Here is a 24,240-nt window from a genome sequence, read left to right as displayed (position 1 = left end):
TCAGGTACTCGCATCCCAGCCGGAACAACAACGTCGGCGAGTCATGCTCCAACGCCCGAGCAAGCAGGAACTCATCCAGCTCCTTGAACTCCATCGTTGTCGGCAGCCGCCACCCCAGATACTTCGCCACCAACCGCAGATGCTCGGTCCGGGTCTTCACCCGCCGCCCGTAGGACCGCAAAGCATCCGGATCGACGCTCAATTGATCAGCCAGCCGGCCCACCGCCACCAGTGGCGCCGAAGACACCCTGTCCGGCACGAACCCCAGCCACGGCAACGTACACAACGCCACTGCGAACCGAGCCGGTCCGCAGGCCCCCGCCCCCGGCCGGGATCAACGAACGCGACATCCGCCGGGGTAAGGGTGAAAAAACGGAACAACTCGTCCCGGCCGATCTCCGGGAACCCCCGAAGCCGATCCAGCTCCTCGTCCGCGAACACCCGCGCCGCCACACAGCACCTCCAACCAGTACCCGAGGATCCCCAGTTCAGAAGCCCACTCAACCATATCCGCCCGTTTTTTCCCGAGTACTACGGCGACCCCTTGCTCTTGGGTGATATCGGCGTTGGATAGCCGCCTGAAGGCGAAGGAAGAGCTTATCTACCGGCGAGTTCTTGTAGGACTTTGACGGGTGGCGCGGGTGTGGAGCGGTCCTCGGGGACGGCCACCCAAACGATGCCGTGCTGATCTTGACGGCTCCTGGCGGTACCAATCGGCTCGGCGAGATTGACCGCCACGGCGCGGGCGAAGCCCTCAATGGTGCCGTCTGCTGAGTCTGAATGAAACTCGAGCCTGCACCCAAGGGTCATCGTTGGGTCGATGGTTCGGCGGTACACCACGCAGGTTGCGGCTGGTCCGTCCTGCCATGCGCCGAGGATCTGCACGTCCCCAGCCCAGTAGCGGTCGACTGCGTCAACGATGTATCGAGCTAGGTCCATATTCATAGTTGACTCCCTGAGGGGCTGAAGGCGCAATGACGCGCCCCCAGCCTGCCGTCATGGTGCGTCGATCACCTCGGGCAGAGGCTCGTAGGAGAAAGCCACCTGCTCGTCGCCAGCCGCGATTGCCTGGTCGAGCGTCACGATCTCATCGGAGGACAGGATTTCGGCCTGCTCGGACGATTCTTCAGCCGAGAGGTTTGTGTCAGCACTCGGCGAAGACGACCGGTACGGGTTGTTCACACCGGGGTTGGTGATTGAATACGTCACCCAGTTGGGGCAGAGGAGTTCGCCGCCTTGGTAGCAGTACATGGTGAGCTGGCCCATCTTGCCGCCGACCGGCCACCCGTAGTAATTGGTGTACGACTGTGTGTCGTAAATCCCGCGGACTTCTCGCTGGTCAGTTAGCGTGCAGGTAGACCCGCTGCACTGGTATTTACCCGCGTAGGCCTTGAGCAGGTATTGCAGTCCCTGAGGCGTGATGTTTGTCGACAGCATTACGCGGCGCATCGCTTCCACGCTCCAGATGTTGTGCTTGTTCCAGGCTTTATCCATCCCCCAGCCCTGGTCGATCGCGTTGTCGTAGAAGCCGCGGCGGATCTGGATGCTACCGAGCGTCGGGTTGGAAGCAGTCGCCATCACTTGGCTGGTTGGGTAACCAGGAGGGGGCTGCGCCGCCGACGCTGGAGCAGCGCCGAGACCCGCGGCAGCCGCGGCAATCACGACAGTTAGGGCAACCTTCGATCGCCAACGTCGTATGTTCATTTTGCCGTCCGAACTAGCCCGTTGACCCGGGACATTCGAACCCCCTAGTGCGGCGATCATGATCGGTGAGTGCCTGCTTTTCTTCATTTTTCCCCCAGAAGATGCTTTAGAAGAAACCTCGGAGTGGCGATCCCTTTCTACGCATACTCCTGTTCAAAGGTGCGACGCATCACACTTGTGGGCGTATTTGAGCGCAACAAGAGAGACGTAGCCACTGTCGATTTCCCCCATTTGAGACCCCGGCGGTGCGCCGGTAAGTGGTGAGTCTAGGGGCAAAGCAAGCGATTATTCAATACTCTGTAGAAAATATAGCTGCAGCCTGTGATCAATTCACTGCAGCCAGCGCCGAGCTGATGCCAAGTCAACAACGACGGCCTGCAATGACTGACAATTTCGCCAGCGGCCATGGGGAGATGGTCCCCGATGAGACTGCAATCTCGAGGCCGACTGGGCTCAAATCAGATTGACATTCCCACCATGGGTTTTACCGGCCTTTGCGCCCTTGCCGGCGGCCGCGTGGGTGATCGGGTACTTCTGGATTTTCTCGCCCTGCATGCGTGCCTTGACAGCCTCGGCGGGCACCCCGGCTGTCACGAGCTGCTGCTCCAGCGCTGCACGGTGCTCAGCGGTTCCGTAGGCGGCCGCCGCACGGTCAGCCGCTACGTTGCCCGCCCGTTCGTGACCGGCCCCCTGGTGGGTTGCTGTGTCGGCGTTGACCTCGGCATTGACAGCTTCGGGGGGGCGGGCAAGGAACTCTTCCCGGTACCACTCCTCCTCCGCGTGAGACGGTCCGCTGTGTTCCTCGCGGGCGGATTCTTCCTTCGCCTGGTCGGCACGGGCGTACTCGGCCGTCGCAACAGCCTTATACCCCTCGGCGTCTTTCTTGGCCTCGGTGGAACCGAGGGTACTGACCTGGATTAGTGCCTCATCAGAGCCGCGTCCATGCCGGGCAAGAAACTCCTGGCGGCGCAGCTCTGCCTCCCGTTCCCGCGTCTCGGCACGGGCAGGTTCCCGGCCATCGAATCTCTTCTGCGCTGCAAGGAACTCCGGATCGAACCGCCGGACCTCCGGTGAGCCGGCTCCCATCCAGTCCTTCACCAGCTGGTCCTTGGCCTGCGGGTTGCTTGCCTGGACCTGCCCCAAGACGTGATCCTGGTAATCGGGGCTCTGATGCATGATGGCCCACCGCTGGGCGGCAGCCTGTACGGCTTCCGGGGCCTGCGCAGTGGACCGGTCCCCCGGCTTCAGATTCATCCATGCCTCCACCGAAGCTTCCGGCGCGTGGGCGGCGTCGATGCGCTGCTGATCCCGCACGACGTCGGTGATGTCGAACCCAAAACGCTCCTGCAGCTGGGTCCGGATATTCTGCTCGGCCGACGCGGCCGCCGGGTCGTGGTCCTTCCACGCCGTGGCGATCCGGTAGGCGTCCACAATGTCTGCCTGCCCGGCCGATTCCCACCACTGGTTCCTCGCTGTCGGGGCCAGCGCGGTCACGGCCGCCAGCTTCTCGGACTCGAACGCCAACCGGTCCATGGCACCGCGCCGGCTGTTATCGGCCCGCGCCCGTTCGGCATGCTGCCCCCACACCCTGGCCGCACTGGAACCAATCTGCGCGGCCATCGCCAACGCATGCTGGAAACTCTCTTCAACAAACCCATCAACGCCGTCAGTCTCGCTCAACGTCATCCCCCACCTTTCTGTTGATCCCTGCTCTGTTGTGCCTTCTGGTCTGGTCCCTGCGTCGGTGCCCTGGACGCCTTGGACACCGCGGCTTTCCCTTGGGCGGGGCGTGGCCCTGTCGGTATGATCTTCTCTGCCTGGAGCCGTGCCCGGATTGCCTGCTCCGGCAGTCCGGCTGCCCGTAGCTGCTCCTCCAGTACCTCGAGTCGCGGCCTCGGCTTTTGCACCAGCTCCGCTGCTTCACCTGGTGCGGTCAGACGCCGCTCGAGCACGGCCACCGCTGCATCCGTTGTGCCCTTCATGGGCGCGGTGCCACCGAAGTGGGGCCGGATCGGGTTGCCGTCCACCGACAGGTAAGCCCGCTGCACGGCCGTCAGTTTCTCCCGAACCTCACGGGCCAACCGATCGGATGTGTGCCCGTAGTCATGGGCCTTGAACGCCTTCCCCAACTGGGTCCCGAAATCACTCCATGCAGCCAGAATCGCCGACGCCCCGGCCCTTCTGGACAGGCTGATTGCCTGGTGCGTTGCGATCCCGGCAATAATCTCGCGGGTGGGCAGCACGGCTCGTTTAGGTTCTTCGGCCAGCTGCGAATGCCTGGCGAAAAGATCGGCGGCGGCCGCGAGGTTCTTCGCCGCTGAATCTCCCTCTGCCCCGGCTGCGACACTCCACGCCGAGAGCACTCCTGCACCCTGACGGGCGATCTGCGCGAACCGTGCCGGGTCGGTTCCGTTCACGTCGCGGAAGAGCGCGGCAGCGTCTTTCATCTCACGGAAGAAGGCGTTCACGACCTCGGCGGACACAACGTCCGAACCGGCGGGGACGGCGGTAGTGAATGCCTTGTTCTTCCCGGCAGCTTTCCATTCCGGGACGGCGGCCGCGGGGTCAGCTTCGGGCCACTGCTCGCGCAGCGCCGGCAGCGCCAAATCCTTTGCCAGAGTTCCGCCGCCGTACCAGATGGGGCGCTCCCCCGACTGCGGCCGGAACGCCACCGAGTATCCGGCAACTGCCGTGGTGCTGCCTTTGGCGAAGTACGGCCGAACCAACAGCCCCGAGCCACGGAGCCGCTGCACATACTCAGTCTCCGAACGTGCGCCCGCCCCTGCCCCGCGCAACCGGCGGGCAAGCTCAACACGCGGCTGTTCGATGGTCCGCTGCACCCCGATCAGGTGGTTACGGGCGGCCCTGTCCAGCATTGCCCAGGGCACCATGGCCTGGTTGTGCTTCGCCTCGCGCCCGTACGCGGCTTCGGCGCGTCGGCGGGCCAGCGATTCAAGCTCTCCCGGCTTGGTCCCCTTCGTCTTAAGCCCCTGACCGAGCACGCGCAGGCCGAGGTCTTTCTCGATCACGCGGGCGGCCTTCTGCGACTTGAATTTGCTCTTGTAGTCGCTCCACCATGTGCCGTCCTCCCGGATCATGGAGATGGCCAGGTGAACGTGGTCGTTGCCGTTCTTGCTCAGCCCGTGGCGGATGGAAACCCACCGGCACCCGGCCTTCCCGTCAGTGCCGTCCAAACCCATTTCAGCGACGAACTTCCGCGACACAGTTTCCCAAAACTCATCGTCACGCTGGCCGGACTCCCCCAGCTGGTCAGGGTCCAGCGACAACGAAACATGCAGCACGTGATCGCGGTTGTCATCCGACACCCGGAAGGCCTTCTTCGGGAAGTTCATCTCGTGTCCCAGGGCGCGGGTATTCTCGGTATCGAGTTCCTGCCGGTCAAGCACGGACACGATCTGTTCCGATGCGCAGACCACATGCATGTTGGTGTGCTCGTTGGCCCTTCCGGGACCGGCAAGGTACTGGACGAGTCCGAACATGCGGCTGCCGGTGCTGACGTTGGGAATCATCGTTGACCGAGATCCAGCAACGCGTCATTGATACGGGCGGCGGTGCGCTGCACGGCTTTAACCGCGGCGGCAGCTTCGGCGGGAAACTCCCCCGTCGCATTCGCGTGCTTTGCCAGCTGGTTCATGTTATTACCCAACGCCCGCATCATGTTCCGGATCGCGGTCAGCTCCTCACGAACCTCAACGTCAAGAACAAACTGATCCGCCATGCCCTGGGCCATGGCCGCATCAAAGAGCAACGCCGGCACGGTCTTACGAGCCTGCTCAGCTTTGACAACCAGCGCAGCCGCTTCCTCGTCAGAAGCTGTCACCTGCCACGAATGAGGACGCCCGCCCTTCACGTTCGCACGACGACGACGATCCGACACGTTCCTCCTCACGATCACTGAAAAGCCCAGCGCAGCGACCCCCAGACCTGGGGGACGCAAACACCAGTTTGCCACCAACCGAGCGCGAAAGCGAGGTTGAAGCGGACTTATCGTAGATAAACACCCAGCTTGCTCCGCTCCATTTAGTTCTTCGGTTTTCTCACCATTGGTTCGAGGCGGGTGCAAAGCGACCTGACAGGTTGCGACCTCGGCGGTAGGCTCGTGGTATGAACATTGATGACATTGCCGCTAAGGCGGCCGCAAAAATTGACGCCGCCAGGGACGCCAAAGTGAACGCCGTGAAGAAGGCCGCCGCGAGCAGCGTTGAACTGGCTGAGGCCGCCCAGCTGCTCGCCGCAGCGGAACAGAAGTACGCACAGGACTACCAAGGTGCGCTCCGCGCGGAATGGACGGAATCTGACCTGCGTGGTTTCGGTCTGGACACGCCGACCAAGAAGACGGGTGGCCGTCCACGGAAGAAGACGGAACGCCGCACACCGAACCGCGACGACGTAAAGCACAGTGGCGTATCCGATATCGAAATTCCCGGCGCGAACGAACAGTAACCCCTCGCCCACAGGTGCACGGCAAAAGCTAACTCCTTCGGGCTTTTCCCGCACACAAGCGGACGACGGGACCCAGCTGACCCCCTGCACACAACCACCACGTCACCTACCGGTCACACGTCGCCCTGGATAAGCGGTGGCCGTGCACAGCCTCCACCGAACGGGGTCAGGAAAAGACCGGGCAGGTCCCCCATGGTTCAAGCCTTTCGTGGCCGTCTCCCCGGCCGTTGTGGCTGGGTTTTTTTCAGCAGGGACGACACACATTCGGTGTGCGGGGCGCGGGTTCCGCAGTGACAGGAACCAACGGGCGCGGGGTTGGATTCTAAGGCGCTCAGGGGGCTACGGGCGGGGATTACCACGAACCGCCGGACGCAATGGCAACCGTACAAACCTCTGAGCTAGTGTCTAGCCCAGCAGCCATCTAGGGTGCACTTTCTGATATCTAGCTGAGGGGATTGATCGGTATGGCAAAAAGGATCGTATTCGAACGAAAAGACGGCACATGGGCGTGGCAGCTTGTTGCTGACAACGGCAACATCATCGCCGTAGACGGAAGCCAGGGTTACGAGAACCAAATCGATGCTCGTGCCATGGCGGACAAAATTATCGCCGGGAGCTACAAAGATGCCGACAAGTTCACAAATCCACTGAAAACCGATTAGGAGCGATCCCCCGTGACGGACAACGAACATCTTGTGATCGCTGGCAGAGACATCACTGCTTTCGTCTCCGAATGGTCTGCAATGCTGACCTCGGGCGGCGGTGAAGCCAGGGGCTTGCATGACCTGGCCTTGGATGGTGACGAACCCGGCTACTTCTACGGGTCAGCATTCCTTATGCGCAACATAGCTGCCCGGGCTATGGAACCTACCGCTACAGAGGAAGAACTGCTGCTATTCGCCGTGCTGGCGGTCTTCCAGGATGATAAATTCCCTGGCGTAGATCCTGACCACTGGGACGGGATAGAAGCACATCTCAATACCGCATTCGCGCACTTCAACGAACTTGGCGAAAAGGAGGCAGCACGCAAGCTCCGCATGGAGGTTGTGAACCGCAGCCTGAGAGAAGATCCTCCCCTGTGGAAGGAACTGAAGAACAGCCGGCCCCTCGACCCTGCCCGCGAGGCACTGCATGACCAGGACATGGCCTCAATCGATCAACGCAGTTTTCGGGCAGCGCGGCTGTTGGACCCCGAGGGCAACTTTGACGACGAACTAAGAACCTTTTCCCAGTCCTAGATGTGGCCTGATGTGATTCACCACGAGTGACCACACAGAAATGTACGATGGAATGTCCCGTCTGGTTACCCCCAATCCCAGACGGGACATTCTTGTTGGAAGGAACGTGACCAGTGGGACTTCGGCAGCTCCTAGCCAGGCACCGAAAGCGGCCTGATACTGAGACTCCCTATTCGGCCGTCTGGACTTCACCTCCCAAGCGCGAGCCTCTGACACCTGAACAGCTGGAAGACCTGGAATCAGCTTGGGCAGAACTGAACCAAGCTTTCGAGGAATCCGCCGTGACCTCGTTCCACGCATGCACGCGCGACGGACGATATTGGGGAGAAGACCCAGACGCCGTGAGGGCCATGACGGCCACCATCAGAAGCCTGAAACACTTCACGCCAAGGGATTCGGACGACGGTTCATCACTGTAGGATGACTGGTTTCTATCCGCTGTGCCTAGTCCAAGTCGGGCAGTTCGAGAAGTTCCACGAGCTCTGATTCATACTCGGCTTTCGGCGCGTTGAGGAATTGCATGCGAGGGTCATCCTCAGGGCCCAGAGGGACGTATCGCCATGTCGTCCTCCACCGTGCCAAACCCGCCGCATCAGTGAATTCAAGAGTTCCCCTGGCGAGGTAGTGATACACATCGGCTGGCTTTACTGAGGCTGGAATCCCTAAGGGGATCACTAAGCGCGTCGTGGGCAAGCCGAGACCATTTGGACCTGGTTCGATTTCGGGCCAGCTTCCTCTTACGGGTTCCCGGCCATCAACAAAGTGCCACTCGGCCACAATGTTCTTCGCTGGCCGGTCAGCCGTCAGGTGCAAATCCCAGTGGGTGAAGTCTTTAGGTGATGCTGGGCGGTACCACCACACTCCAACTTCCGGGTGTGCCTGATACGCAAGCCCCAGATGGGCGGCCCTTGCAGCTTTCTCGGCGGTCGCCTGCGCTGCCTCAGCGCGATCGGCGTCGTCCGCACTGACATCTGCTTTCCTAGCCGCTATCGCTGCGGACACAACCGCTGCTGCGGCAGAAATCAAAGGGGCCCAAACCGCGGAAGGCCAAATAAGAGCTGGCACCACGACAGCCGCCGCCAGTGCTCCCAACAGCACCCAGAAGCCGACTCTCCGCCATTTCTTTCCCGGTGCTCTCATCACGAATGAAGCTAACCACAAGACGTTCCATTTCCTTGGTTGTAGGACAGCCAGCGCGGGCCACTGTCATTTTCCGAAGTCTTCTGCACAAGGGCCCGCGGAATTCCGGGGCAGTGCAGACGAGTGTGAACAGGAAAATGTCAGAAGTCCCCTGCGCGGTGCTGCACTCCGCTTCATAGTCGCCTGCACGAGCCGTCATTTCGCAGAAGTCGTCTGCCGTTGGAGCTCGCGGTACACCGTCGTCCGGGACACACTAAACAGCTCCGCCAACTCAGCCTGCGTATGCTCCCCGGCGCCGTGCAGCGTCAGAAGGTGCTTCCGCTGTGTCTTGGATAATTTCGGCTGCTTGCCTTTCAATCGCCCCTTCGCCTTTGCGACCGCCATGCCCTCGCGGGTGCGCATCCGGATCAGGTCCGCCTCAAACTCGGCCACCATTCCCAGGACGTTGAACAGCAGCCGGCCTACGGGGTCAGTGGGATCGTGGGTGCTGCCACCGAGGCTGAGCACTACTCCTTTGCCTGTCAGTTCATCGGCTATGTCTTTGGCATCAGAAAGGGAACGTGCCAACCTGTCGAGCTTGGTGACCACCAACGTGTCGCCGGCACGGCATGCGGCCATCGCTTCACGGAGCCCGGGGCGCAGGCGGTTAGTTCCTGTAAGCCCGTGATCTACGAAGATCTGAGCCTCCTCTACACCCAGGGTGAGGAGGGCGTTGCGTTGGGCGGTTAGGTCTTGGTCGTTTGTCGAGACCCGGGCATAACCGATCTTCATTCCAGTCATGAGGAACATCGTTGCAGTAATCCCCCCGGCATCGTGCATTTGATCGTGCGGGTCTTACGTACATGAACCAAGCCAGCAGCAGCGCGGGACATCGCGGAGGGATTTCGCGGCACGGTGATCGACCGGCTTACGGACAAAGAACGCAATACATTTTCCTTAGCGGAAAGGCTTGAGTTTCCTCAATGGAAAGTCTAAGTTGGTGACATGACACACGAAAGCAATGCGCGGCCCAATCCACTGGAGGCACAGCAGGCGCTGGACTCGGTTGCCGATTCACAGCGTGCCCTGGCCCCCTTTGTCCGTTCCCCTGCCTGGTTGTATCCAACTCAAGGCATAGCGGTGGCCTTGTTTATCATCGGGCTGGTGCTGTTCAACTCCCATAGCTGGGCGATCTTAGCCCTGGGAACCTCCATCATCATCTTCTGCGTACTGCCGGTCCTGCAGTCAGCTCGATCCCGGGTGATAATCGACGTTTATACGCACAGAGGCAGCAGAGCTCTAGGCTTGCTCTATCTGGCTGGTTTTGCGGTTCTCGTTATCGGCGCCCTCGTGGTCCATGCCCTCAGCGGAAGTGAGTGGGCTGCTTATATTGCTGGCCTACTGGCGCTTGTCCTCACGCTTGTATGTGGGCCCGCGATGGATAAGAAACTCGCCGCTTCACTTGGAACCCCGTACTGATGGAGGCGGATTTTGACGAGATCATTCACGTTCCGACCCGACTACGTATCTGCTCGCTCCTAGCCGGTGCAGGAGAAGTGGAATTCAGCGTAATCCGTGATGGTCTCACCCTCAGTGATTCGGTCCTGAGTAAGCATCTGAAAGTCCTTGAACAGGCCGGCTACGTCGACCTGAGAAAAGGCACGGTCAACACCCGAACCCGAACCTGGGCGCACATGACAAAGGCAGGTTCACAGGCCTTTAAAGGCCATATTCAAGAGCTGCGACGACTAGCCGCCAGCGCAGACCACCCATCAAGCTAGCTCGTCGATAGGCCCCCTCCCTTGAGACTGAGACGAACAAACCAATTGACCAGCGTCCGGTAAGGGATCCCTGAGCGGACAGCCGTTTCGGGACGCCCGCGACTGCTTTAGTCGTCCAAGATGCCGCTCGGGCGTGATTGTTCGTGAAAAACGGCATTGACCAGAAGGAACGTGCCAGTTTGGAGTCTATGCACGGTAGCCCGCTCTTCTCCCTCATACCGGGAGACATCGGCAGTGGAAGCATTTCGCTGCTGGAGTTCATCTCGTGCCTCTGATGACCAGTTTGGGATGTAGTACCCATTGCTGTCCTTAACGTCCTCTACTACGAACCCTTCAAGGGTCATTCGCTGGATCCAAAGGCGATACGCTTCCTCGTAGTCCTCTCGTGACACGTACCCCTTTTCAAGGACGCGTGCTTCAAATTCCGTCAGGTCACTGATTCGGAAAGCCCTAGCCAGTCTGACGTGCATTGGATTCTTCAAATTCTGAATGTTGGACTGTTCAGTCATATTTCCCCCGAGACAGCTTCAAAGCTTGCGTCGTAACAGTCTTGCACTGTGGACGGCTTGGGGCACTCGCCTCACAGAGAACCTGAGCTGCAGGTACTGACTGGAAATCTCTCGAGGCCACCAGGCGATGTGTCCGTAAGCCGATCCTTTACCGGGCGTCCCCGCTCCGTGGCGGAAGGCCGGCGGCCGGTTGCTGGTGCCGTAGATCCTGGGGTATGCCTCGCCTCGCGTCCGTCTCCTTGTACTTTCGGAACGGGTTTTTCTAGCCCTGCGGCTATTTCTTGATAGCCGCAGGGCTAGGAGGTCTCCAATTGAGGATTTTCTTTGTTCTGCCCGGGATAGCGTGGCTTTATGAGGGTTCTTCGGGGGTTTACACGGCATTGGGGTGCGCTGGTTGTAGCGGGCGGCTACTTTGCTTTCTGGTACTTCAGCCTGGTTCCCGCTTACGGGCGCTTCTGGGACTGGCCGGTAGCGCACACGCTGGTCATCTTCACAGCGGTGGTCGCGGTCTCTGCCCGCTATCCCTTGCTGGCATTAGCAGCTGTGGGTGCTTACCTGCTGGCGCAGGGCCTGCATTGGGTGAACCCTGTGTTTCCCCATTACTGGACGATGAATTTCGCTGTCCCGTTCGCCTTATTTTTTGTGGCCTATAACGGCCAGCGGTGGGTCCGCTGGGCGGCGCTCGGGCTGTCACCCGTCTACGCCGGGGTCATGTCCTTTCTGCTGCTCTCGCGGCAATATACAGGCAGCTCCACAGGGCGCGGTTTCGTCCTCATCAATAATTTCGCCGACCCTGAAGCGATGGCTAATTACTGGGCTGCGGGCGCGTCACTCCTGCTTGTCATCATGCTGACCTGTTGGCTGGCCGGCTATCTGATCCGGAATTTTGAAGAACGCGCCCTGCTTACTAGGGAGCGCCGGTCGGCCGAGGTGAAGCTGCACGCTGCCGAAGTGGATCTCATTCTTGAGCAGGAACGCAGCCGTATCTCCAGAGACCTCCACGATGTCCTCGCTCACTCTCTCGCGGTTATCGTGGCTCAAGCGGACGGTTCTCGTTACGTTAGCCAGGATTTGCCTGCCCCTGTCCGGGCTGCTTTGGAAAATGTCGCCGACTCAGCCCGCAAGGCCTTGGTGGACACCCAACGGGTCATTGACGGCGGCAGAGATGAAGGACTCACCGGGCCGCAACCCGGGGTAGGCGATGTGGGCGCTTTGATAAAGGAACTGGCGGACAAGCTGAACATTTCCCAGACCGCTTCGGGCACCCCTGTCGTGCTGGCCGAGGGCCAGCAGGTCGCGGTCTACAGGATCGTGCAGGAATCACTCACTAATGCACTGAAGCACGGCGGCCGGGGGGCGCACGTGCGAGTCCACTTCGATTGGAGCGGACCCGGGCTGGCAATCCAGGTCTTTAGCTCCATCCGCGACAACCAGCAGCGGCAGGACCTGGCCCCAGCGGCCGGGATGGGCCGGGGAATCCCTGGAATGCGCGAGCGGGCACGACTGGCCGGCGGCTGGCTTACAGCAGAGCAGGACCACAACGAATTCCTCGTCAACGCCTTCATCCCCTACGGTGCGCTGCTCAAGAATGCTGGGGCGGCGGAAGAAGCCGCGGGCCCGGTCCCAGAGGAAGTGGCCGCAGTGGGAAGCAGCAGCCATGGATGAGCTCGAGAGTAGCGCCCCCATCAGAGTTGCCCTTGTCGATGACCAGGTCCTCTTCAGGGCCGGCATGGAGATGATGATTGGATCCCAACCTGACATGGTCTTCTGCGGAAGCGCGGGCAACGGCCAGGAGGCAGTGACCCTTGCAGGGTCCTCAGCACCGGATGTGATGCTCATGGACCTGCGGATGCCCGTCATGGACGGGGTCGAGGCAACGCAACGCATTGTCACTTCAGCTCGGGACGGCGGAGGCGAGAAGCCAAAGATTATCGCCCTCACAACATTCAACCGGGACGAAGCCGTGGTGCAGGCCATCCGGGCCGGTGCCAGCGGATTCCTGCTCAAGAGTGCCCAGCCGGAGTTCCTGCTTGCAGCGATCAGAACCGTCCATTCCGGCCACGCGGTGATCGCCCCTGGAGCCGCCCACGAGCTCTTCGCACACTCCTCCACGGCCCCTGCAGCTGAACCAGATCTTGAATCCATCGCGGAACTGACAGCCCGCGAAAAGAACGTCTTTCTGCTGGTAGCCAAAGGACTGAGTAACGCCGAAATCGCGGCGAATGTTTTTTCCTCGGAAGCCACCGTTAAATCCCACGTCCGCAGCATCCTGGGCAAGCTCGGCGTCCGCACCAGGATCCAGCTCGTCGCCTTCGCCTACGAACACCGCTTATTGGGCTGATGCCCATGACGGAAAGCCGCTAACCGGAAGGACTCATCCGATGTAATGCCCGGGAGGCCCAGCCTCCGCGGGACGCCATGGGTGGTGGCTTTCTCTTCTTCTCAACAACACGCACCGGAGTGCCCCGGTTGATGCGTGCTGCCCAAAAACAGGCACAACGTACAGCGATAGCTAGGGGGAACCATGTCAGTGGTCAGTGAACAGGCCGTCCGAAGTACGGCCAGCCAAGTCCGGAGCGGAAGACTTCAGCTACTCCGGCAAGAACTGCTGCACCAGGTCTGTCGCCCATTAGCCCCGGATCTGCGCTGGATAACAGTCCTGGCGTTCGCCGCCGCCGTGCTTTACTCCACGTTCTCGTTCCAGAGGTTTTCCCGCTTCCAGTCAGCAGGCTACGACCTGGGCATTTTCGATCAGGTAGTCCGCCAATACTCACAACTTGCAGCGCCCTACAGCCAAATCAAGGGCCCTGGCTTCAACATCCTGGGCGACCACTTCCACCCAATCCTGGCCACACTGGCGCCGCTCTATTGGCTGTGGGACGACCCTCGGATGCTAGGTATAGCGATGGCAGTGCTGTTGGCCGTCTCCGTGTTTCCGGTCTACTTCTTTACGCGCTCCCGTCTGGGGTGGCTGCCTGGACTCCTAGTGAGCGCTGGCTACCTTTTTTGGTGGCCAATCCAAGGGTTAGTGGGATTCGACTTCCACGAAATCGCCTTTGGTGTGCCGCTGGTGGCCTGGATCATCCATGCACTGGACCAAAGAAAATACCGCACCGTGGTTATGGTCTGCCTGGCTCTGCTGATGGTCCGCGAAGACATGGGGTTCATGGTCATGGCCGTCGCTTTGATTATTCTTCTCCGTCGGCAATGGCGGCTTGGAATAGTGCTGTTAGCACTGGGGCTCACCGCCTATCTGGCGGTGACCGGCGTCGTCATTCCGCACTTCAACGCCCGCCAAACCTTTGGTTACTGGCAATACTCCGACCTGGGGCCCACACTGGGCGCTGCCGTACTCTTCATCCTGGCCCACCCACTTAAGACCTTGGCCCTGCTGTTGAACAACGAATCGAAACAGCTCCTGTGGGCTGCCCTGTTTGCGCCGGTAGGCCTTCTGCCACTCGGATCCGCCTACGCGCTGCTGGCGGCGCCCATACTGCTCAGCCGACTACTCAGCGACAGGCCCGGGACGTGGGGCACTGGGTTCCAGTACAACGCCGTGCTAGCCCCAATTCTCGTGATGGCTGCAGTGGACGTGCTGGCCAAACTCATCCGGCGCCATGAGGCTATTGACTGCCTGCGCACCATCGCTCCTGCCCTGTTCCTGTCCGGTGTCTTCATCGGGACAGCTCTTGCTCCAGCCTTGTTTCCGCTTCACCAGCTGTTCATGCCCGTATCCTCAGATGCCACTACACACATCGAGGCCCAGCAACGGATTGTAAGCATGGTTCCCGACGGTGCGTTAGTGGAAGCAGATGACCGGCTCGTGCCACACCTGACCAACCGTACGTCTGTCGGAATGATCGGCCGGCAGTCCGATCAAGCTCAATGGGCCATCGTTGACCTCACTCAGGACAACACGGGTGGCGGTGGAGACGGAAACTACAGCCCAAGCACCGCGCTGAAATTCCTCGCCTCAAAAGGATTCCGGGAGACGTACCGTGAGAACAACATCCTGCTGCTCCAGAAAGGCCAGTACGCCCAAGACAGTGAGAGCCTGGCTACGGCGGCTAAGAATTGAAAAAACGAAAAGCTTGGTTCAGGCCCCCGATCGCCGTGTGCTGCCGAGTCGGCGTGACAGTCTTTGCAGGCTTCTTGGGCTACTACCTCGGATCCAGATTCTGACACTCCTGACCCCCGCAAAATAAGGGTCCATGCTGACATGCCGCCCCAGCGATTAGGGGGCCCAAGAGGATCCCATCTCCCTGCTGCCGGAATGGTTGTGCAGAGGACTTCAGACATTCCGTGCAGACGACTTCGGAAAACGACAGCCACTCCCCCACTTCCGGGATCCACGGAATCCCGCGTAACCTGACCGTCCCAAAATCTATTCCACAATCCCGTTCTCAAAACCATGTCAGGAACAGGATTTCGGTACGGTTCGGGAATGGAGATTGGCTATGCGCGGGTATCGACCGCAAAACAGGACCTCGGCCGACAGCTTGATGCACTGCGCGCCGCCGGCATCGAGGCTGCCCACATACACATCGACAAGAAGTCCGGAGCCACAAGGGTCCGCCCAGGGCTCACAGCTGCTCTCGGGTACGCCCGTGCCGGTGATGTCCTCGTAGTCCACACGCTCGACCGTCTTGGCCGCACCGTCCGGGACACCCTGAACCTGATCCACGAGCTCGACAGCCGCAACATCGGACTCCGGACCCTGGCCGATCCGTTCAAGATCGACACCTCAGCCAGGGATGACCCAATGAACCAGCTTGCCCTGGTCATTCTCGCGCTCTTCGGACAGATGGAACGCACCTATACGGCAGAACGCACAGCACACGCCCGGTCAGTTGCACTCTCACACGGCAGGCGGGCAGGCCGTCCATCAGTAGTCACGGCGGACCAACTCGAACACGCAGCACTGCTTCGCGAGAAAGGTACGTCCATGGCGCAGATCTCCGCCAAAACCGGCCTGACCCGTTCCACGCTGTATCGGCACCTACCGACGCGGTCCTCGGAACGCCCAAACACTGCCGATTCCGTTCATTGATATGCAAGGCGGGCGGCGGGCAGCAGCTTGCGAGAGCTTTAGGGCTAGAGCCCGAACGGACACGACGTATCGGTATACTCGGTCGAGCCTTCTACTACCCTGGGGAACCGATGAACAGTGCACGCAGCCTTCTCGCCCTTTTTGGTCAGTGGGAGGTAGAGACGAATGGGAGTGCACTGACTGCCAGAGGTGGCGATCCCTCGGACCAGGGTTTTTGGTGGGAACATCGCCGGGCACTTGACTGGCTGGCCGATATCGAGGCCGCTCTGAATGCACTTGCTGATTCCGGAACCGATGTGTCCGTGTACAGGAAAAGAGTCCCTTCCTGGTATCAGGGTCTGTTCGCGACGAACACTAACTGGACCTCCGCAACCAACGTCCCTCTAGTCGACGAGTCATCTCTAGACCTTCTTCATTCGCTTGCGACGACACTCGACCTAGTGCACTGGGAGCCTACTTTCGGCGACGATCAAGCCAACATCTTTGAAACCTTGGTTCACGCGGAGGATTTGATACGGACCGATGATTCCCTTCTGGCGCCCACTCGGCTGTATCTCCTCCAGCTGATCCAAGAAGTGCGTGTCACCCTCGATAAGCTGGAGACCCATGGCGGGGCGGCCGCTAGATCTGCATCCATGCAATTGGTCGGTGCATTGACGACGACAGCAGCGACTGCCGAAACACCAGCCAAGGGTGTCAAGTACTTCAAGGTGGCCGTGGAGTTGGCCAAGGCGACTGGAACAGCAGTCACAACGAAGGCAGTGGAATCTGGATTCGACTGGTTAACGAGCTTGGGCCAGTAGCCCGCCTGACATCAGACGATGCCTGGCGTGGATGTGGCAACCACCTCTGGATAGGTTGATTCCGCCCCTAGCTGTCCTCCGGTCATAGCGGCCTGCCTCCACTGTGGACCCAATCCACGGCAGCGGCGCCAGAAAAAATATTTTCGTGCTGGCCTTAGACTTCGCACATGACTGAAATTGGGGGTCCGGGGAAGCCGCGGAAGAAACTTGGTGCTGTCGCCTGGATGGCCATCGCTTTCGTCGGGCTGATCATGGCGCAGGTGGTCAGCTGCTCGGTGCAGATGGCCAGAGATCCGAAGAACCAGCCGCTGAGCATCAGCGACGCCGACGCACAACTGAAGTGCGAGGCCGCGGTAACGGCGAACACTAACAACTCGGGGTCTGTCTATTTCAATGGGGGCGTTGAGATCGCCCGACACGAGAAGTTCTTCCTGGTGACCGGCCATGTTTCCAGCAGGCAGGGAACGCAGACCACCGAGCCGTATGAGTGCCAGGTGATCAAGTTCGATGACGGCTCAGTGGGTGCTGTTGAGACGACAGTGGACCGTAAGGGAAGCAAGTAGCCGCTGCCTGCTGGCGTCCCCAAACCCTTCGCTTCGAAGGCGTTCAAACCGGGTTTCGTGCAACGGTTTCGTGCGCTCAATGGTGGGCGTGTCGTGGCCCAACACGAAGCGCACGGAATCCGCCGTTATCGGTCATGCCGCTAGTAGGTTCCCGAAGGGAACTCACAATGAGTGGGGACCATTTGCATACCGGTGGGCTGCCCGGCAGAGGATTCCACTGTCCGCCCGTTCCGAGGTTGTGCATGATCGCCGGTCCCGGTGGTGACGTGCCGGCTATGGGTGACCTGGCGATTGTGTGCAGCCGGTCAGGTGGGTCCCGTCGTCCACCTGTGTGCGGGAAAAGCCCGAAGGATTTAGCTTTTGCCGTGCACCTGTGGTCGAGGGGCCGGCAACGATTCCCCTCCAGGCTTTACCCGTTGTTCCGGTCGGGCAGCGGGTATGCGGCGTCCCGGTATGTCCGCATGGCCCCTACCTCGTCCATGTCCAGGGCGGTGCCTATCTCGCGCCAGTCGTTGCCTTTGTAGTGGGCGAGCCTGATCGCTGCCAGCAGTTCCCGGCGGGCCTTCTTTTCCTGCTCGAATTTTTCCTTGATCAGGTCCAGGGGCTCTTCGATCAGGAAGCCCCGGCCCATCAGATCCTCGTCCGTTGAGTCCTCGAAGCAGTCTCCCAGCAGCCGGTAGGCGTGCATGGCCTCGGCCATTTGGTCCGGGGTCAGGCCGTCGAAGTCGTTGGTGTCTGAGGGGCCGGCGTAGGGCGGTTTCCGTGCCATGGGGTAGGTTCCGTTCAGGAGTTGAGGATCTGGGAGACGCGCTGAAAGCTCATGCCCAGAACCTTTTCAATGTCGCGCGTGGTGTAGCCGTCTCCGTGGAGCCGCTGGATGACGGTCCTGGTGTGCGCTGCCGCGTCGATGGTGAGTTCCTTTGCACGGCGGGTTTCCGTCCGGGCCTTCTCCCATTCCGTGCTCACGGCTTCGGGGACGGCGAAGGTCACCGTGACTTCAACCTCATCGTTGGGGACATCGAGGACCGCGGCGGCGAGGCTGTTGGCGTACTCCTCTACCTCGGCTATCTTCTTGGTCGCTGTTACTTGGTCAATCTCGGGAATGGTGATGGTCCACCACTTCCCTTCCTTGACGGCGGTTGCCTCCAAAACGCGCTTGGCGCCCATGGCTGTTCTTCCTCTCGTGTGGAGGGGGAAGGCCTTCCGGCCCTCCTCCCCCTTCTGCGGCTAGTTCCAGTTCCTCGGAGTGTCCGGCAACAGCTTGGCTATCTGGCGGACAATCCCCGGCGCACATTCGGTGTGCCGGGGCAGTGCCAGCACCTGCTTGCCGTCCGGGCTGACCCACACATCGTGCGGGCCGTTGGACCGCTTGATGCTCCATCCCTTGGACTTGAGGAACTTGACTGCTTCCTTTGTTTTGATCGCTTTCATGATTTTAGTCTAGTTCATCTAGACATATCAAGTCAAGCCCACCTAGACAATTCTTACCGGTAAGGGCGTCTATCTTGTCGGGGCGGAATCCGGACCAGTGGTTTTGCTCGTCCGCGTTATCCACCACGACAGGGTCGGCCGAGTATCCAAGTTCCTCCTGCACATATTCCAGTGCTGCGGCGCTGGTGGTGAGGTCTACCTCGTCGTAGCTGATGCCATTGTTGCCCAGCGCGATTTTGGTCATGTCGCACTGCACGCACCGGGGCTTGCCGTGCTGGTGACTCGGGCCGCTGCTGCTCTCATGATTCGATCCTCTCGCGGGGCTTGTGCTGGCCCCCGCCGGATGAGCGGAGGCCTGCCGCCTAGTACTTGCTAGGTACGCGGTACTCGGGGGCCAGAGATTCGAAGGTCTCGGGGAGGTTCCGGGGTCCGTCGCTTTGGCCGTGGTGCCAGTACCAGAAAGCCTGGCGGCTAATGGCCTCGTTACAGGCTTCCTTGCTGCGATAGTAGTCCGCACTGAGGTCGCCCTCGACGTAACGCCCGAAGCCGTAAAGATGGCGGCCGCCGTCCCTAACGACGCGCACGAACATGATCACGTAGGGCCACGCCCCGAGGTCGTAGCCTTCCTCTCCCCAGTTGCCCATGGCTGACCAGCCATGTTTGGCTGCGCGGTCCATGTAGTCGTATCCGTCGCACCATTCGGCGCTTGGGAGGTTGGGTTCGGTGATGACTTCCCCGGTGTCTGCCGTGCGAGTGATGGTTCCCACTGGTTTCTTCCTTTCTGTGTTTCTGTTGTTCTTATATATCTAGTCTACCCCATCTAGACAATGTTTGTCGAGATGGGGTAGACACTAACAGGTACCTCGGGTTTGGTTCCCCGAGCTGCACCACCAGCCCGCCGCCTATGCGTTCATCCCTGCTGAAAAAAGGCCGGCCCCGTAACTGCCGCATGGCGGCCGCGCTGGTCTTGGGCCATGGGGAACTGCCCCGTCTGCCCGGTCGGGTGGCGTACGTCCTGAACCGGACAGGCCTAAGGCGGAGGGGGCGGCCTCGGCCGGGCCGTAGGCATCAGCCGACAGCCGCCTGCCAACGGGTGGGCAGATATACAGTGAATCCGCCATGATCAGCCAGCGAGCTCAGGCTTCGGAGCCGAGGCTGGTTGAAGAAGTATCCTTGCACGGGACGACTGTGGATTTTTGGCAGTGGTCACTTCGGATTGAAAGTCCTCGGACCCGTTCAGTTTGCTGGCTCGCTGGCTGCCTTTGCCGGCGCCTTGACTTCACACCTGGGCCCACGACTAGCACTCAGAGCGAACAATTTATTGATGAAAATGAAGGGGCGTTGTAGCGGTGGACGCGAGTACGGTTCAAGAGGCTTTCAGTCTTATAGAGGGCAAGCGACGCCGTTGGCAGAATGAAGAAGAAGTCAGGCTCGCCTGGATCCGAGCTCTGGAGAACGCCCTCCGGACTGACTTGGACGCGGAACGGAAACGCGAAGATTCCAGCTACAACAACGTAGTCATTGAGTTCAAGGCACCGGGTCTGTTCCAAGGCCGCAAAGATAGTGCGAAATTCGTTGAGGCGACTGAGTATCGACTCCTCCCCTACATCACGAGGAAATCTGCGCTTTCTGGGGTGCCCACGGATGATTACATCGGCATTGCCATTGATGGAGACCATATCTGTTTTGCTCAAGTGAGCGACGGCAAAATTGCCTCTGAACACTTGGTTCCGTTCTCGCCCTACGCAGTCGAACTGGTCATGGCCGCTCTTCAAGCAGACTTGCGTCGCCCTGTAACGGCCGATAACCTCCTGGACGATTTCGGCCACAAGTCTGATCACGCAAGGTCCTTCATGCAGGCCATCGCGGATAGCCTGGCCGAGCGACTGCGGAGTGACGAAAACTCAAAGATCAAAATGCTCTATGAGGAATGGAAGACCCTCTACGGGCAGGTCGCTGACATGTCTCGCCTACAAGTCGAGGCCGTTACCCGCGAGCTGGGGTTCTCCTGGTCCGGCAAGCTGGCCGACAGCATCTCAGCCAGGCTATTCGTCATTCACACCTACAACTCTTTCTTGGTCAAGCTTCTGGCCGCCGAGATCGTTTCGGCCCATCAACTGTCGTCCATCGAGCATCCGGCTCAGGAAATGGCGGCCCTCCTTGATGATGACAAGCTGATCAAGGCGCTGGATGACAACATCGAGCGATCAGGCATCTTTCTCCAGGCAGGAATCCGCGGTTTCGTTGAAGAAGTCATCTTCAGCTGGTACCTCGATGTCCTCAAGGATCCGGAGTACGAAGGCGGCCTAGCCCATTCCATCCGGAGCATTCTGGCAACCCTTTCCCTCTACAGAACCGATCACTTGGAGAGAACACGCGACGTTCTGCGCGATGTTTACCAGGGCCTGGTACCCGGCAAACTCAGACAAACTCTGGGCGAGTACTACACGCCGGATTGGCTCGTTGACTTCACGATGGAAGCCGCAGAGTTTCCGTCGTGGTTGGAAGGCCGCGTTCTCGACCCCACTTGCGGATCCGGTGCGTTTCTCATTGCAGCCATCCGACGCAAGAGGCAGGAAGCCCAGGAAGCAGGGTGGACAGCTAAAGAGACTCTTGCACACCTCTGTCACAGCGTCTGGGGCATTGACCTTAATCCGCTGGCCGTCCAGATTTCACGGGTGAACTTTCTGATTGAAATCGCTGACCTTCTCAGGGATGCACCTGGGGAATCGTTTGAAGTGCCGATCTTGCTGGCCGACGCCATCTACTCACCCGCGGCTGATCCGAAAGATCCAGAAGGTGTCGTCACATATCAAATAGGAAGCTCGTACGCCGGGCTTCAGATCGAGCTCCCTTCCAAGCTTGTGATGAACAGGCAGCGTCTCGATCACGTCTTCGAAATTATGGGAGAAGAGGTGGAAACCGGGGCTGCTTTTGACGATGTCTCCTCAAAGCTTGTCAGTTCCGGTTCCCTCTCACCTGAGGAGCTCGATGCCTGGAGCCCACCTCTAAAAAGGACCTATGGACGCGTGCTCGATCTGCACAACCAAAAATGGAACGGCATTTGGTTCCGGATTGTGCGTAACTTCTTCTGGTCAGCGACAGCAGGAGAGTTCGACCTGGTCATCGGCAACCCGCCCTGGGTCCGCTGGTCGAAACTACCGGATGCCTACCGGGAGCGCGTGAAGCCAACTTGCGAGAGCTATGGAATATTCTCCGAAGCAGGACGCCATGGCGGCAACGAGCTGGATGTGTCAGCAATGATCACCTACACCGTGGCCGATAAGTGGCTGAAGGTAGAAGGCCGCCTTGCCTTTGTCATCACTGGCGCCATCTTTAAAAACCCGTCTTCGTCCGGCTTCCGAAACTTCGTCATCCACCCCGAGGCCGCTGATTCGCCTCATCTGGTGCCCAGACGGATCGATGATTTCAAGTCCCTGAAGCCCTTCAAGGATGCTTCCAATCACACGGTGGTGGCGGTCTTCGATAAGTCGTCCACTCCCGGAACATACCCCGTCCCGTACGTTGTCTGGAGTAAACCGGCTCGAACAACGCTTGCACTGGAAGACACACTTGAGACCATACGAGGCCTCATTACTCCGACGATGAACGACGCAGGGCCGGTGGAACCGTTGATTCCCGGGTCACCGTGGAGTGTACTTGCGCCGGGAAGACATGAGGTCCTGCGCTATCTTGCGGGGAAATGCTCCTGGGTAGCCGGCCGCAAGGGCATCACAGCCGATTTGAACGGGGTCTATTTCGTTCCTGTGCTCCAAGACAACGGCACACACGTTCAGATCGCGAGCCGGCCCAATGCTGGCCGCAAGGATCTAGGGGCCCGCAGAACTGCGTGGGTCGAGCCGGACCTTCTGTATCCGCTGATCAAGGGTGCGGGTGATTTTGAGGCCTACTACCTGAAGCTGAGTAACCCTCAGAATTCGGCAGAACGTCTCTACACATTTGTGCCGAACACAGGTATCCAAGGCGCGCACTACAGACAAGCAGAACAGGCGATCAGCGCCCCGGGCTTGCGTAAGACCAAGGAATGGTTTGCAAACTTCAGCGACCTCCTAAAGGATCGTTCGACGTATCGCCGCCAGATGAAGGGGGCTCCATACCACGCTGTCTATAACGTCGGCGACTACACATTCCAGCCATGGAAAGTCGTTTGGCCGGAGATGTCCAGCAACTTTTATGCAGCCGTAGTCGGCACAGCGCAGGTCCCCATAGCAGGAGAACGCCCATACGTTCCCGACCATAAGGTCTATTTCGCCTCGTTCGACAGCGCCGACGTAGCCTACTATCTCTGTGGGCTGCTGAACTCGCCGGTTGTACGGGAATGGATCCAGAGCCACACCGTGAACATTCAAGTCGGAGACGTCTTCAAGCACCTCACGGTCCCGGAGTTCGACCACGAGGATGCGACTCATCTAGAACTTTCCTCACTTGTGGAACGAGCACACAACGAGCACGACCCTGTACGTCGCCAGCAATTGGTACCGGAAATTGAAGATCTGGCTGAACGCATCCTGGGCGCTGGCGTCCTGGTCCCAGAGATGATCGCTTAGAGGCAGGCCGGGGCCTCTTTCCACTAATATAGAAAGGAGACGGAACCTGTCCTGCCGGTCAGGTTCCGTCTCCTTTTCTTTCCTTGGGCCTGCACATACGCGGCCGCGGCTGGCCGTCCGTGGCCGATGCTGACAAGCTCGAACACGCTGCACTACTCCGGGCCAGCGGTCCCTCCGCCCGTGATCACCGCCAAGACCGGACTGAAACGCACGACGCTGTACCGGCACCTCCCGCCCGCTCCCCCACCGCCGGGCCGGATGTGATTCTTCCTGGGGCGTAGGGAGACAGGAGACCCATAGAATGGAGAGGAATTGGCCGGGGGGACCACATGAATTCACGCGGAATATGTCTGGTCATCGAAGATGACCCGGATATTAGGGGTCTGCTCGGCCTGATCCTTTCCGGTGCAGGTTTTGAAGTCCACGCCGAAGCAACAGGGGCAGCAGACCTTAGCGCGGCCAGGAGATTGGACCTGGATCTGATCACCCTGGACCTGGGCCTGCCTGACCTGGACGGACACGATGTGGCCCGCCGCATACGGGAGCTTTCGACGGCGCCGCTGCTGATGATCACTGCGTACGCGGAGCCCGGTGACGAGCTCGACGGCATGGCCGCCGGCGCCACCGGGTACCTGATCAAACCCTTCCGGTCTGCCCAGCTGCGGGCGCTCGTGCAGAAGCTCTGTCCCCTCACCACGTCCGCGCCGGGAGCGGAAAGGTTCAGGGGCAACCATTGATGCCTGACCCGTCCACCCTGGCCTCTGGCCTGACGTACACGGGCACCCTCGCGGTGGCCCTGCTGATGTTCCTCTTCCAGCTGACCTCGTTTGCGATCCTGCTTGCCTTTGTCGGGACCGTCAGGCTTCTTGCCTATGCGGTGCGGACGATTACACCTCAGGCCGCACAAGCGAACGGGACTGCTGAAGGTTTGATTGACACTTTGCCTGTGAGGATTTGATTCTTGCGGGTGGAAGGATGTTCATCATGCCCAAAGCCTTTCCCGAAGAGTT

27 protein-coding genes and 1 pseudogene are annotated in these 24,240 nt (G+C 60.0%); 14 read left to right on the top strand and 14 right to left on the bottom strand.

Annotation, left to right across the window (positions count from 1 at the left end):
- Position 1: 1 nt before the first annotated feature.
- From PSET11_RS17190 to PSET11_RS12200, 7 genes and pseudogenes are all read right to left on the bottom strand, one after another.
- Positions 2 to 247 (bottom strand): annotated as a pseudogene (locus PSET11_RS17190) (DUF4158 domain-containing protein); the annotation flags it as partial.
- Positions 199 to 441, bottom strand: a complete 243-nt coding sequence (locus PSET11_RS17185; protein ID WP_415502249.1) for a DUF4158 domain-containing protein — start codon at positions 439 to 441, stop codon at positions 199 to 201. The gene PSET11_RS17185 and the pseudogene PSET11_RS17190, both read right to left, overlap by 49 nt.
- 156 nt (positions 442 to 597) lie before the next feature.
- Positions 598 to 945: a hypothetical protein gene (locus tag PSET11_RS12220; protein ID WP_124092600.1), complete on the bottom strand. Its 348-nt coding sequence runs from the start codon at positions 943 to 945 to the stop codon at positions 598 to 600.
- A 51-nt stretch (positions 946 to 996) separates the two neighbouring features.
- Positions 997 to 1,662 (bottom strand): hypothetical protein, encoded by a 666-nt coding sequence (locus PSET11_RS12215; protein WP_124092599.1) that lies wholly within the window; start codon positions 1,660 to 1,662, stop codon positions 997 to 999.
- A 495-nt stretch (positions 1,663 to 2,157) separates the two neighbouring features.
- Positions 2,158 to 3,390 (bottom strand): hypothetical protein, encoded by a 1,233-nt coding sequence (locus tag PSET11_RS12210; RefSeq protein ID WP_124092598.1) that lies wholly within the window; start codon positions 3,388 to 3,390, stop codon positions 2,158 to 2,160.
- Complete coding sequence (locus tag PSET11_RS12205; RefSeq protein ID WP_124092597.1) at positions 3,387 to 5,234, bottom strand: relaxase/mobilization nuclease domain-containing protein; 1,848 nt, start codon at positions 5,232 to 5,234, stop codon at positions 3,387 to 3,389. The genes PSET11_RS12210 and PSET11_RS12205 overlap by 4 nt, the downstream gene beginning before the upstream one ends.
- Positions 5,231 to 5,602 (bottom strand): plasmid mobilization protein, encoded by a 372-nt coding sequence (locus tag PSET11_RS12200; RefSeq protein ID WP_124092596.1) that lies wholly within the window; start codon positions 5,600 to 5,602, stop codon positions 5,231 to 5,233. Before PSET11_RS12200 ends, PSET11_RS12205 begins: the two co-directional genes overlap by 4 nt.
- 227 nt (positions 5,603 to 5,829) lie before the next feature.
- On the opposite strand from PSET11_RS12200, the gene PSET11_RS12195 reads away from it, so the two are divergent.
- The 3 genes from PSET11_RS12195 to PSET11_RS12185 all read left to right on the top strand — a co-directional run bounded on the left by PSET11_RS12195 (position 5,830) and on the right by PSET11_RS12185 (position 7,406).
- A complete protein-coding gene (locus PSET11_RS12195) occupies positions 5,830 to 6,168 on the top strand; it encodes a hypothetical protein (RefSeq protein ID WP_124092595.1) in 339 nt (112 codons plus the stop codon).
- A gap of 464 nt (positions 6,169 to 6,632) precedes the next feature.
- Positions 6,633 to 6,830: a DUF1508 domain-containing protein gene (locus PSET11_RS12190; RefSeq protein WP_124092594.1), complete on the top strand. Its 198-nt coding sequence runs from the start codon at positions 6,633 to 6,635 to the stop codon at positions 6,828 to 6,830.
- A gap of 12 nt (positions 6,831 to 6,842) precedes the next feature.
- A complete protein-coding gene (locus tag PSET11_RS12185; RefSeq protein WP_124092593.1) occupies positions 6,843 to 7,406 on the top strand; it encodes a hypothetical protein in 564 nt (187 codons plus the stop codon).
- 1,335 nt (positions 7,407 to 8,741) lie between these two features.
- Here the strand turns inward: PSET11_RS12185 and PSET11_RS12175 are convergent.
- Positions 8,742 to 9,326, bottom strand: a complete 585-nt coding sequence (locus PSET11_RS12175; protein ID WP_203415967.1) for a recombinase family protein — start codon at positions 9,324 to 9,326, stop codon at positions 8,742 to 8,744.
- A 204-nt stretch (positions 9,327 to 9,530) separates the two neighbouring features.
- Between PSET11_RS12175 and PSET11_RS12170 the strand changes: the two genes are divergently transcribed.
- Entirely contained in the window at positions 9,531 to 10,004 is a 474-nt protein-coding gene (locus PSET11_RS12170; protein ID WP_124092592.1) for a SoxR reducing system RseC family protein, read from the top strand.
- On the top strand, positions 10,004 to 10,306 hold the full coding sequence (locus PSET11_RS12165; protein WP_124092591.1) for a transcriptional regulator: 303 nt from the start codon (positions 10,004 to 10,006) through the stop codon (positions 10,304 to 10,306). The genes PSET11_RS12170 and PSET11_RS12165 overlap by 1 nt, the downstream gene beginning before the upstream one ends.
- Before the next feature lie 107 nt (positions 10,307 to 10,413).
- Here the strand turns inward: PSET11_RS12165 and PSET11_RS12160 are convergent, their stop codons facing one another.
- Positions 10,414 to 10,815 carry a hypothetical protein gene (locus PSET11_RS12160; RefSeq protein WP_124092590.1) on the bottom strand — a complete coding sequence of 134 codons (402 nt, stop codon included), beginning with the start codon at positions 10,813 to 10,815 and terminating at the stop codon, positions 10,414 to 10,416.
- A gap of 351 nt (positions 10,816 to 11,166) precedes the next feature.
- Here PSET11_RS12160 and PSET11_RS12155 point away from each other — a divergent pair, with 351 nt between their 5' ends.
- The 6 genes from PSET11_RS12155 (at position 11,167) to PSET11_RS12130 (ending at position 17,231) form a co-directional block, all read left to right on the top strand.
- A complete protein-coding gene (locus tag PSET11_RS12155; RefSeq protein WP_124092589.1) occupies positions 11,167 to 12,480 on the top strand; it encodes a sensor histidine kinase in 1,314 nt (437 codons plus the stop codon).
- On the top strand, positions 12,473 to 13,156 hold the full coding sequence (locus PSET11_RS12150; protein ID WP_124092588.1) for a response regulator: 684 nt from the start codon (positions 12,473 to 12,475) through the stop codon (positions 13,154 to 13,156). Before PSET11_RS12155 ends, PSET11_RS12150 begins: the two co-directional genes overlap by 8 nt.
- Before the next feature lie 183 nt (positions 13,157 to 13,339).
- The gene (locus PSET11_RS12145; protein WP_124092587.1) at positions 13,340 to 14,893 is read left to right on the top strand and encodes a DUF2079 domain-containing protein; all 1,554 of its coding nucleotides are present in this window, start codon (positions 13,340 to 13,342) and stop codon (positions 14,891 to 14,893) included.
- A 366-nt stretch (positions 14,894 to 15,259) separates the two neighbouring features.
- Entirely contained in the window at positions 15,260 to 15,865 is a 606-nt protein-coding gene (locus PSET11_RS12140) for a recombinase family protein (RefSeq protein ID WP_124092586.1), read from the top strand.
- Between the two features lie 110 nt (positions 15,866 to 15,975).
- A complete protein-coding gene (locus PSET11_RS12135; protein WP_124092585.1) occupies positions 15,976 to 16,668 on the top strand; it encodes a hypothetical protein in 693 nt (230 codons plus the stop codon).
- Positions 16,669 to 16,835: 167 nt separating this feature from the next.
- Positions 16,836 to 17,231, top strand: coding sequence for a hypothetical protein (locus tag PSET11_RS12130; RefSeq protein ID WP_124092584.1), 396 nt, complete (start codon positions 16,836 to 16,838; stop codon positions 17,229 to 17,231).
- Between the two features lie 409 nt (positions 17,232 to 17,640).
- Here the strand turns inward: PSET11_RS12130 and PSET11_RS12125 are convergent, their stop codons facing one another.
- The 5 genes from PSET11_RS12125 to PSET11_RS12105 form a co-directional block, all read right to left on the bottom strand.
- On the bottom strand, positions 17,641 to 18,000 hold the full coding sequence (locus PSET11_RS12125; RefSeq protein ID WP_124092583.1) for a hypothetical protein: 360 nt from the start codon (positions 17,998 to 18,000) through the stop codon (positions 17,641 to 17,643).
- A 14-nt stretch (positions 18,001 to 18,014) separates the two neighbouring features.
- Positions 18,015 to 18,398 carry a sigma-70 family RNA polymerase sigma factor gene (locus tag PSET11_RS12120; protein ID WP_124092582.1) on the bottom strand — a complete coding sequence of 128 codons (384 nt, stop codon included), beginning with the start codon at positions 18,396 to 18,398 and terminating at the stop codon, positions 18,015 to 18,017.
- 60 nt (positions 18,399 to 18,458) lie between these two features.
- Entirely contained in the window at positions 18,459 to 18,662 is a 204-nt protein-coding gene (locus tag PSET11_RS12115) for a type II toxin-antitoxin system HicA family toxin (RefSeq protein WP_124092581.1), read from the bottom strand.
- A 4-nt stretch (positions 18,663 to 18,666) separates the two neighbouring features.
- A complete protein-coding gene (locus tag PSET11_RS12110; protein WP_345788829.1) occupies positions 18,667 to 18,918 on the bottom strand; it encodes a glutaredoxin domain-containing protein in 252 nt (83 codons plus the stop codon).
- Positions 18,919 to 19,024: 106 nt separating this feature from the next.
- Positions 19,025 to 19,429, bottom strand: coding sequence for a hypothetical protein (locus PSET11_RS12105; protein ID WP_124092579.1), 405 nt, complete (start codon positions 19,427 to 19,429; stop codon positions 19,025 to 19,027).
- 582 nt (positions 19,430 to 20,011) lie between these two features.
- Between PSET11_RS12105 and PSET11_RS12100 the strand changes: the two genes are divergently transcribed.
- From PSET11_RS12100 to PSET11_RS12090, 3 genes are all read left to right on the top strand, one after another.
- On the top strand, positions 20,012 to 23,230 hold the full coding sequence (locus PSET11_RS12100) for an Eco57I restriction-modification methylase domain-containing protein (protein ID WP_124092578.1): 3,219 nt from the start codon (positions 20,012 to 20,014) through the stop codon (positions 23,228 to 23,230).
- Positions 23,231 to 23,559: 329 nt separating this feature from the next.
- A complete protein-coding gene (locus tag PSET11_RS12095; RefSeq protein WP_124092577.1) occupies positions 23,560 to 23,967 on the top strand; it encodes a response regulator transcription factor in 408 nt (135 codons plus the stop codon).
- A complete protein-coding gene (locus tag PSET11_RS12090) occupies positions 23,967 to 24,188 on the top strand; it encodes a hypothetical protein (protein WP_124092576.1) in 222 nt (73 codons plus the stop codon). Before PSET11_RS12095 ends, PSET11_RS12090 begins: the two co-directional genes overlap by 1 nt.
- The last annotated feature ends 52 nt before the right edge of the window (positions 24,189 to 24,240 follow it).

The sequence above is a fragment of the Arthrobacter ulcerisalmonis genome, assembly GCF_900609065.1.
In the GTDB taxonomy this organism is placed as follows: domain Bacteria; phylum Actinomycetota; class Actinomycetes; order Actinomycetales; family Micrococcaceae; genus Arthrobacter; species Arthrobacter ulcerisalmonis.
The sequence above is the reverse complement of the archived record's forward strand: the minus strand, read 5'-3'. Positions and strand labels throughout refer to the sequence as shown.

Coding starts and splice junctions, on each gene's coding strand:
- PSET11_RS12220 (WP_124092600.1), bottom strand. CDS start 945: ATGAATATGGACCTAGCTCGATACATCGTTGACGCAGTCGACCGCTAC.
- PSET11_RS12210 (WP_124092598.1), bottom strand. CDS start 3,390: ATGACGTTGAGCGAGACTGACGGCGTTGATGGGTTTGTTGAAGAGAGT.
- PSET11_RS12205 (WP_124092597.1), bottom strand. CDS start 5,234: ATGATTCCCAACGTCAGCACCGGCAGCCGCATGTTCGGACTCGTCCAG.
- PSET11_RS12195 (WP_124092595.1), top strand. CDS start 5,830: ATGAACATTGATGACATTGCCGCTAAGGCGGCCGCAAAAATTGACGCC.
- PSET11_RS12190 (WP_124092594.1), top strand. CDS start 6,633: ATGGCAAAAAGGATCGTATTCGAACGAAAAGACGGCACATGGGCGTGG.
- PSET11_RS12175 (WP_203415967.1), bottom strand. CDS start 9,326: ATGACTGGAATGAAGATCGGTTATGCCCGGGTCTCGACAAACGACCAA.
- PSET11_RS12170 (WP_124092592.1), top strand. CDS start 9,531: ATGACACACGAAAGCAATGCGCGGCCCAATCCACTGGAGGCACAGCAG.
- PSET11_RS12165 (WP_124092591.1), top strand. CDS start 10,004: ATGGAGGCGGATTTTGACGAGATCATTCACGTTCCGACCCGACTACGT.
- PSET11_RS12160 (WP_124092590.1), bottom strand. CDS start 10,815: ATGACTGAACAGTCCAACATTCAGAATTTGAAGAATCCAATGCACGTC.
- PSET11_RS12155 (WP_124092589.1), top strand. CDS start 11,167: ATGAGGGTTCTTCGGGGGTTTACACGGCATTGGGGTGCGCTGGTTGTA.
- PSET11_RS12150 (WP_124092588.1), top strand. CDS start 12,473: ATGGATGAGCTCGAGAGTAGCGCCCCCATCAGAGTTGCCCTTGTCGAT.
- PSET11_RS12145 (WP_124092587.1), top strand. CDS start 13,340: ATGTCAGTGGTCAGTGAACAGGCCGTCCGAAGTACGGCCAGCCAAGTC.
- PSET11_RS12140 (WP_124092586.1), top strand. CDS start 15,260: ATGGAGATTGGCTATGCGCGGGTATCGACCGCAAAACAGGACCTCGGC.
- PSET11_RS12135 (WP_124092585.1), top strand. CDS start 15,976: ATGAACAGTGCACGCAGCCTTCTCGCCCTTTTTGGTCAGTGGGAGGTA.
- PSET11_RS12130 (WP_124092584.1), top strand. CDS start 16,836: ATGACTGAAATTGGGGGTCCGGGGAAGCCGCGGAAGAAACTTGGTGCT.
- PSET11_RS12125 (WP_124092583.1), bottom strand. CDS start 18,000: ATGGCACGGAAACCGCCCTACGCCGGCCCCTCAGACACCAACGACTTC.
- PSET11_RS12120 (WP_124092582.1), bottom strand. CDS start 18,398: ATGGGCGCCAAGCGCGTTTTGGAGGCAACCGCCGTCAAGGAAGGGAAG.
- PSET11_RS12115 (WP_124092581.1), bottom strand. CDS start 18,662: ATGAAAGCGATCAAAACAAAGGAAGCAGTCAAGTTCCTCAAGTCCAAG.
- PSET11_RS12095 (WP_124092577.1), top strand. CDS start 23,560: ATGAATTCACGCGGAATATGTCTGGTCATCGAAGATGACCCGGATATT.
- PSET11_RS12090 (WP_124092576.1), top strand. CDS start 23,967: ATGCCTGACCCGTCCACCCTGGCCTCTGGCCTGACGTACACGGGCACC.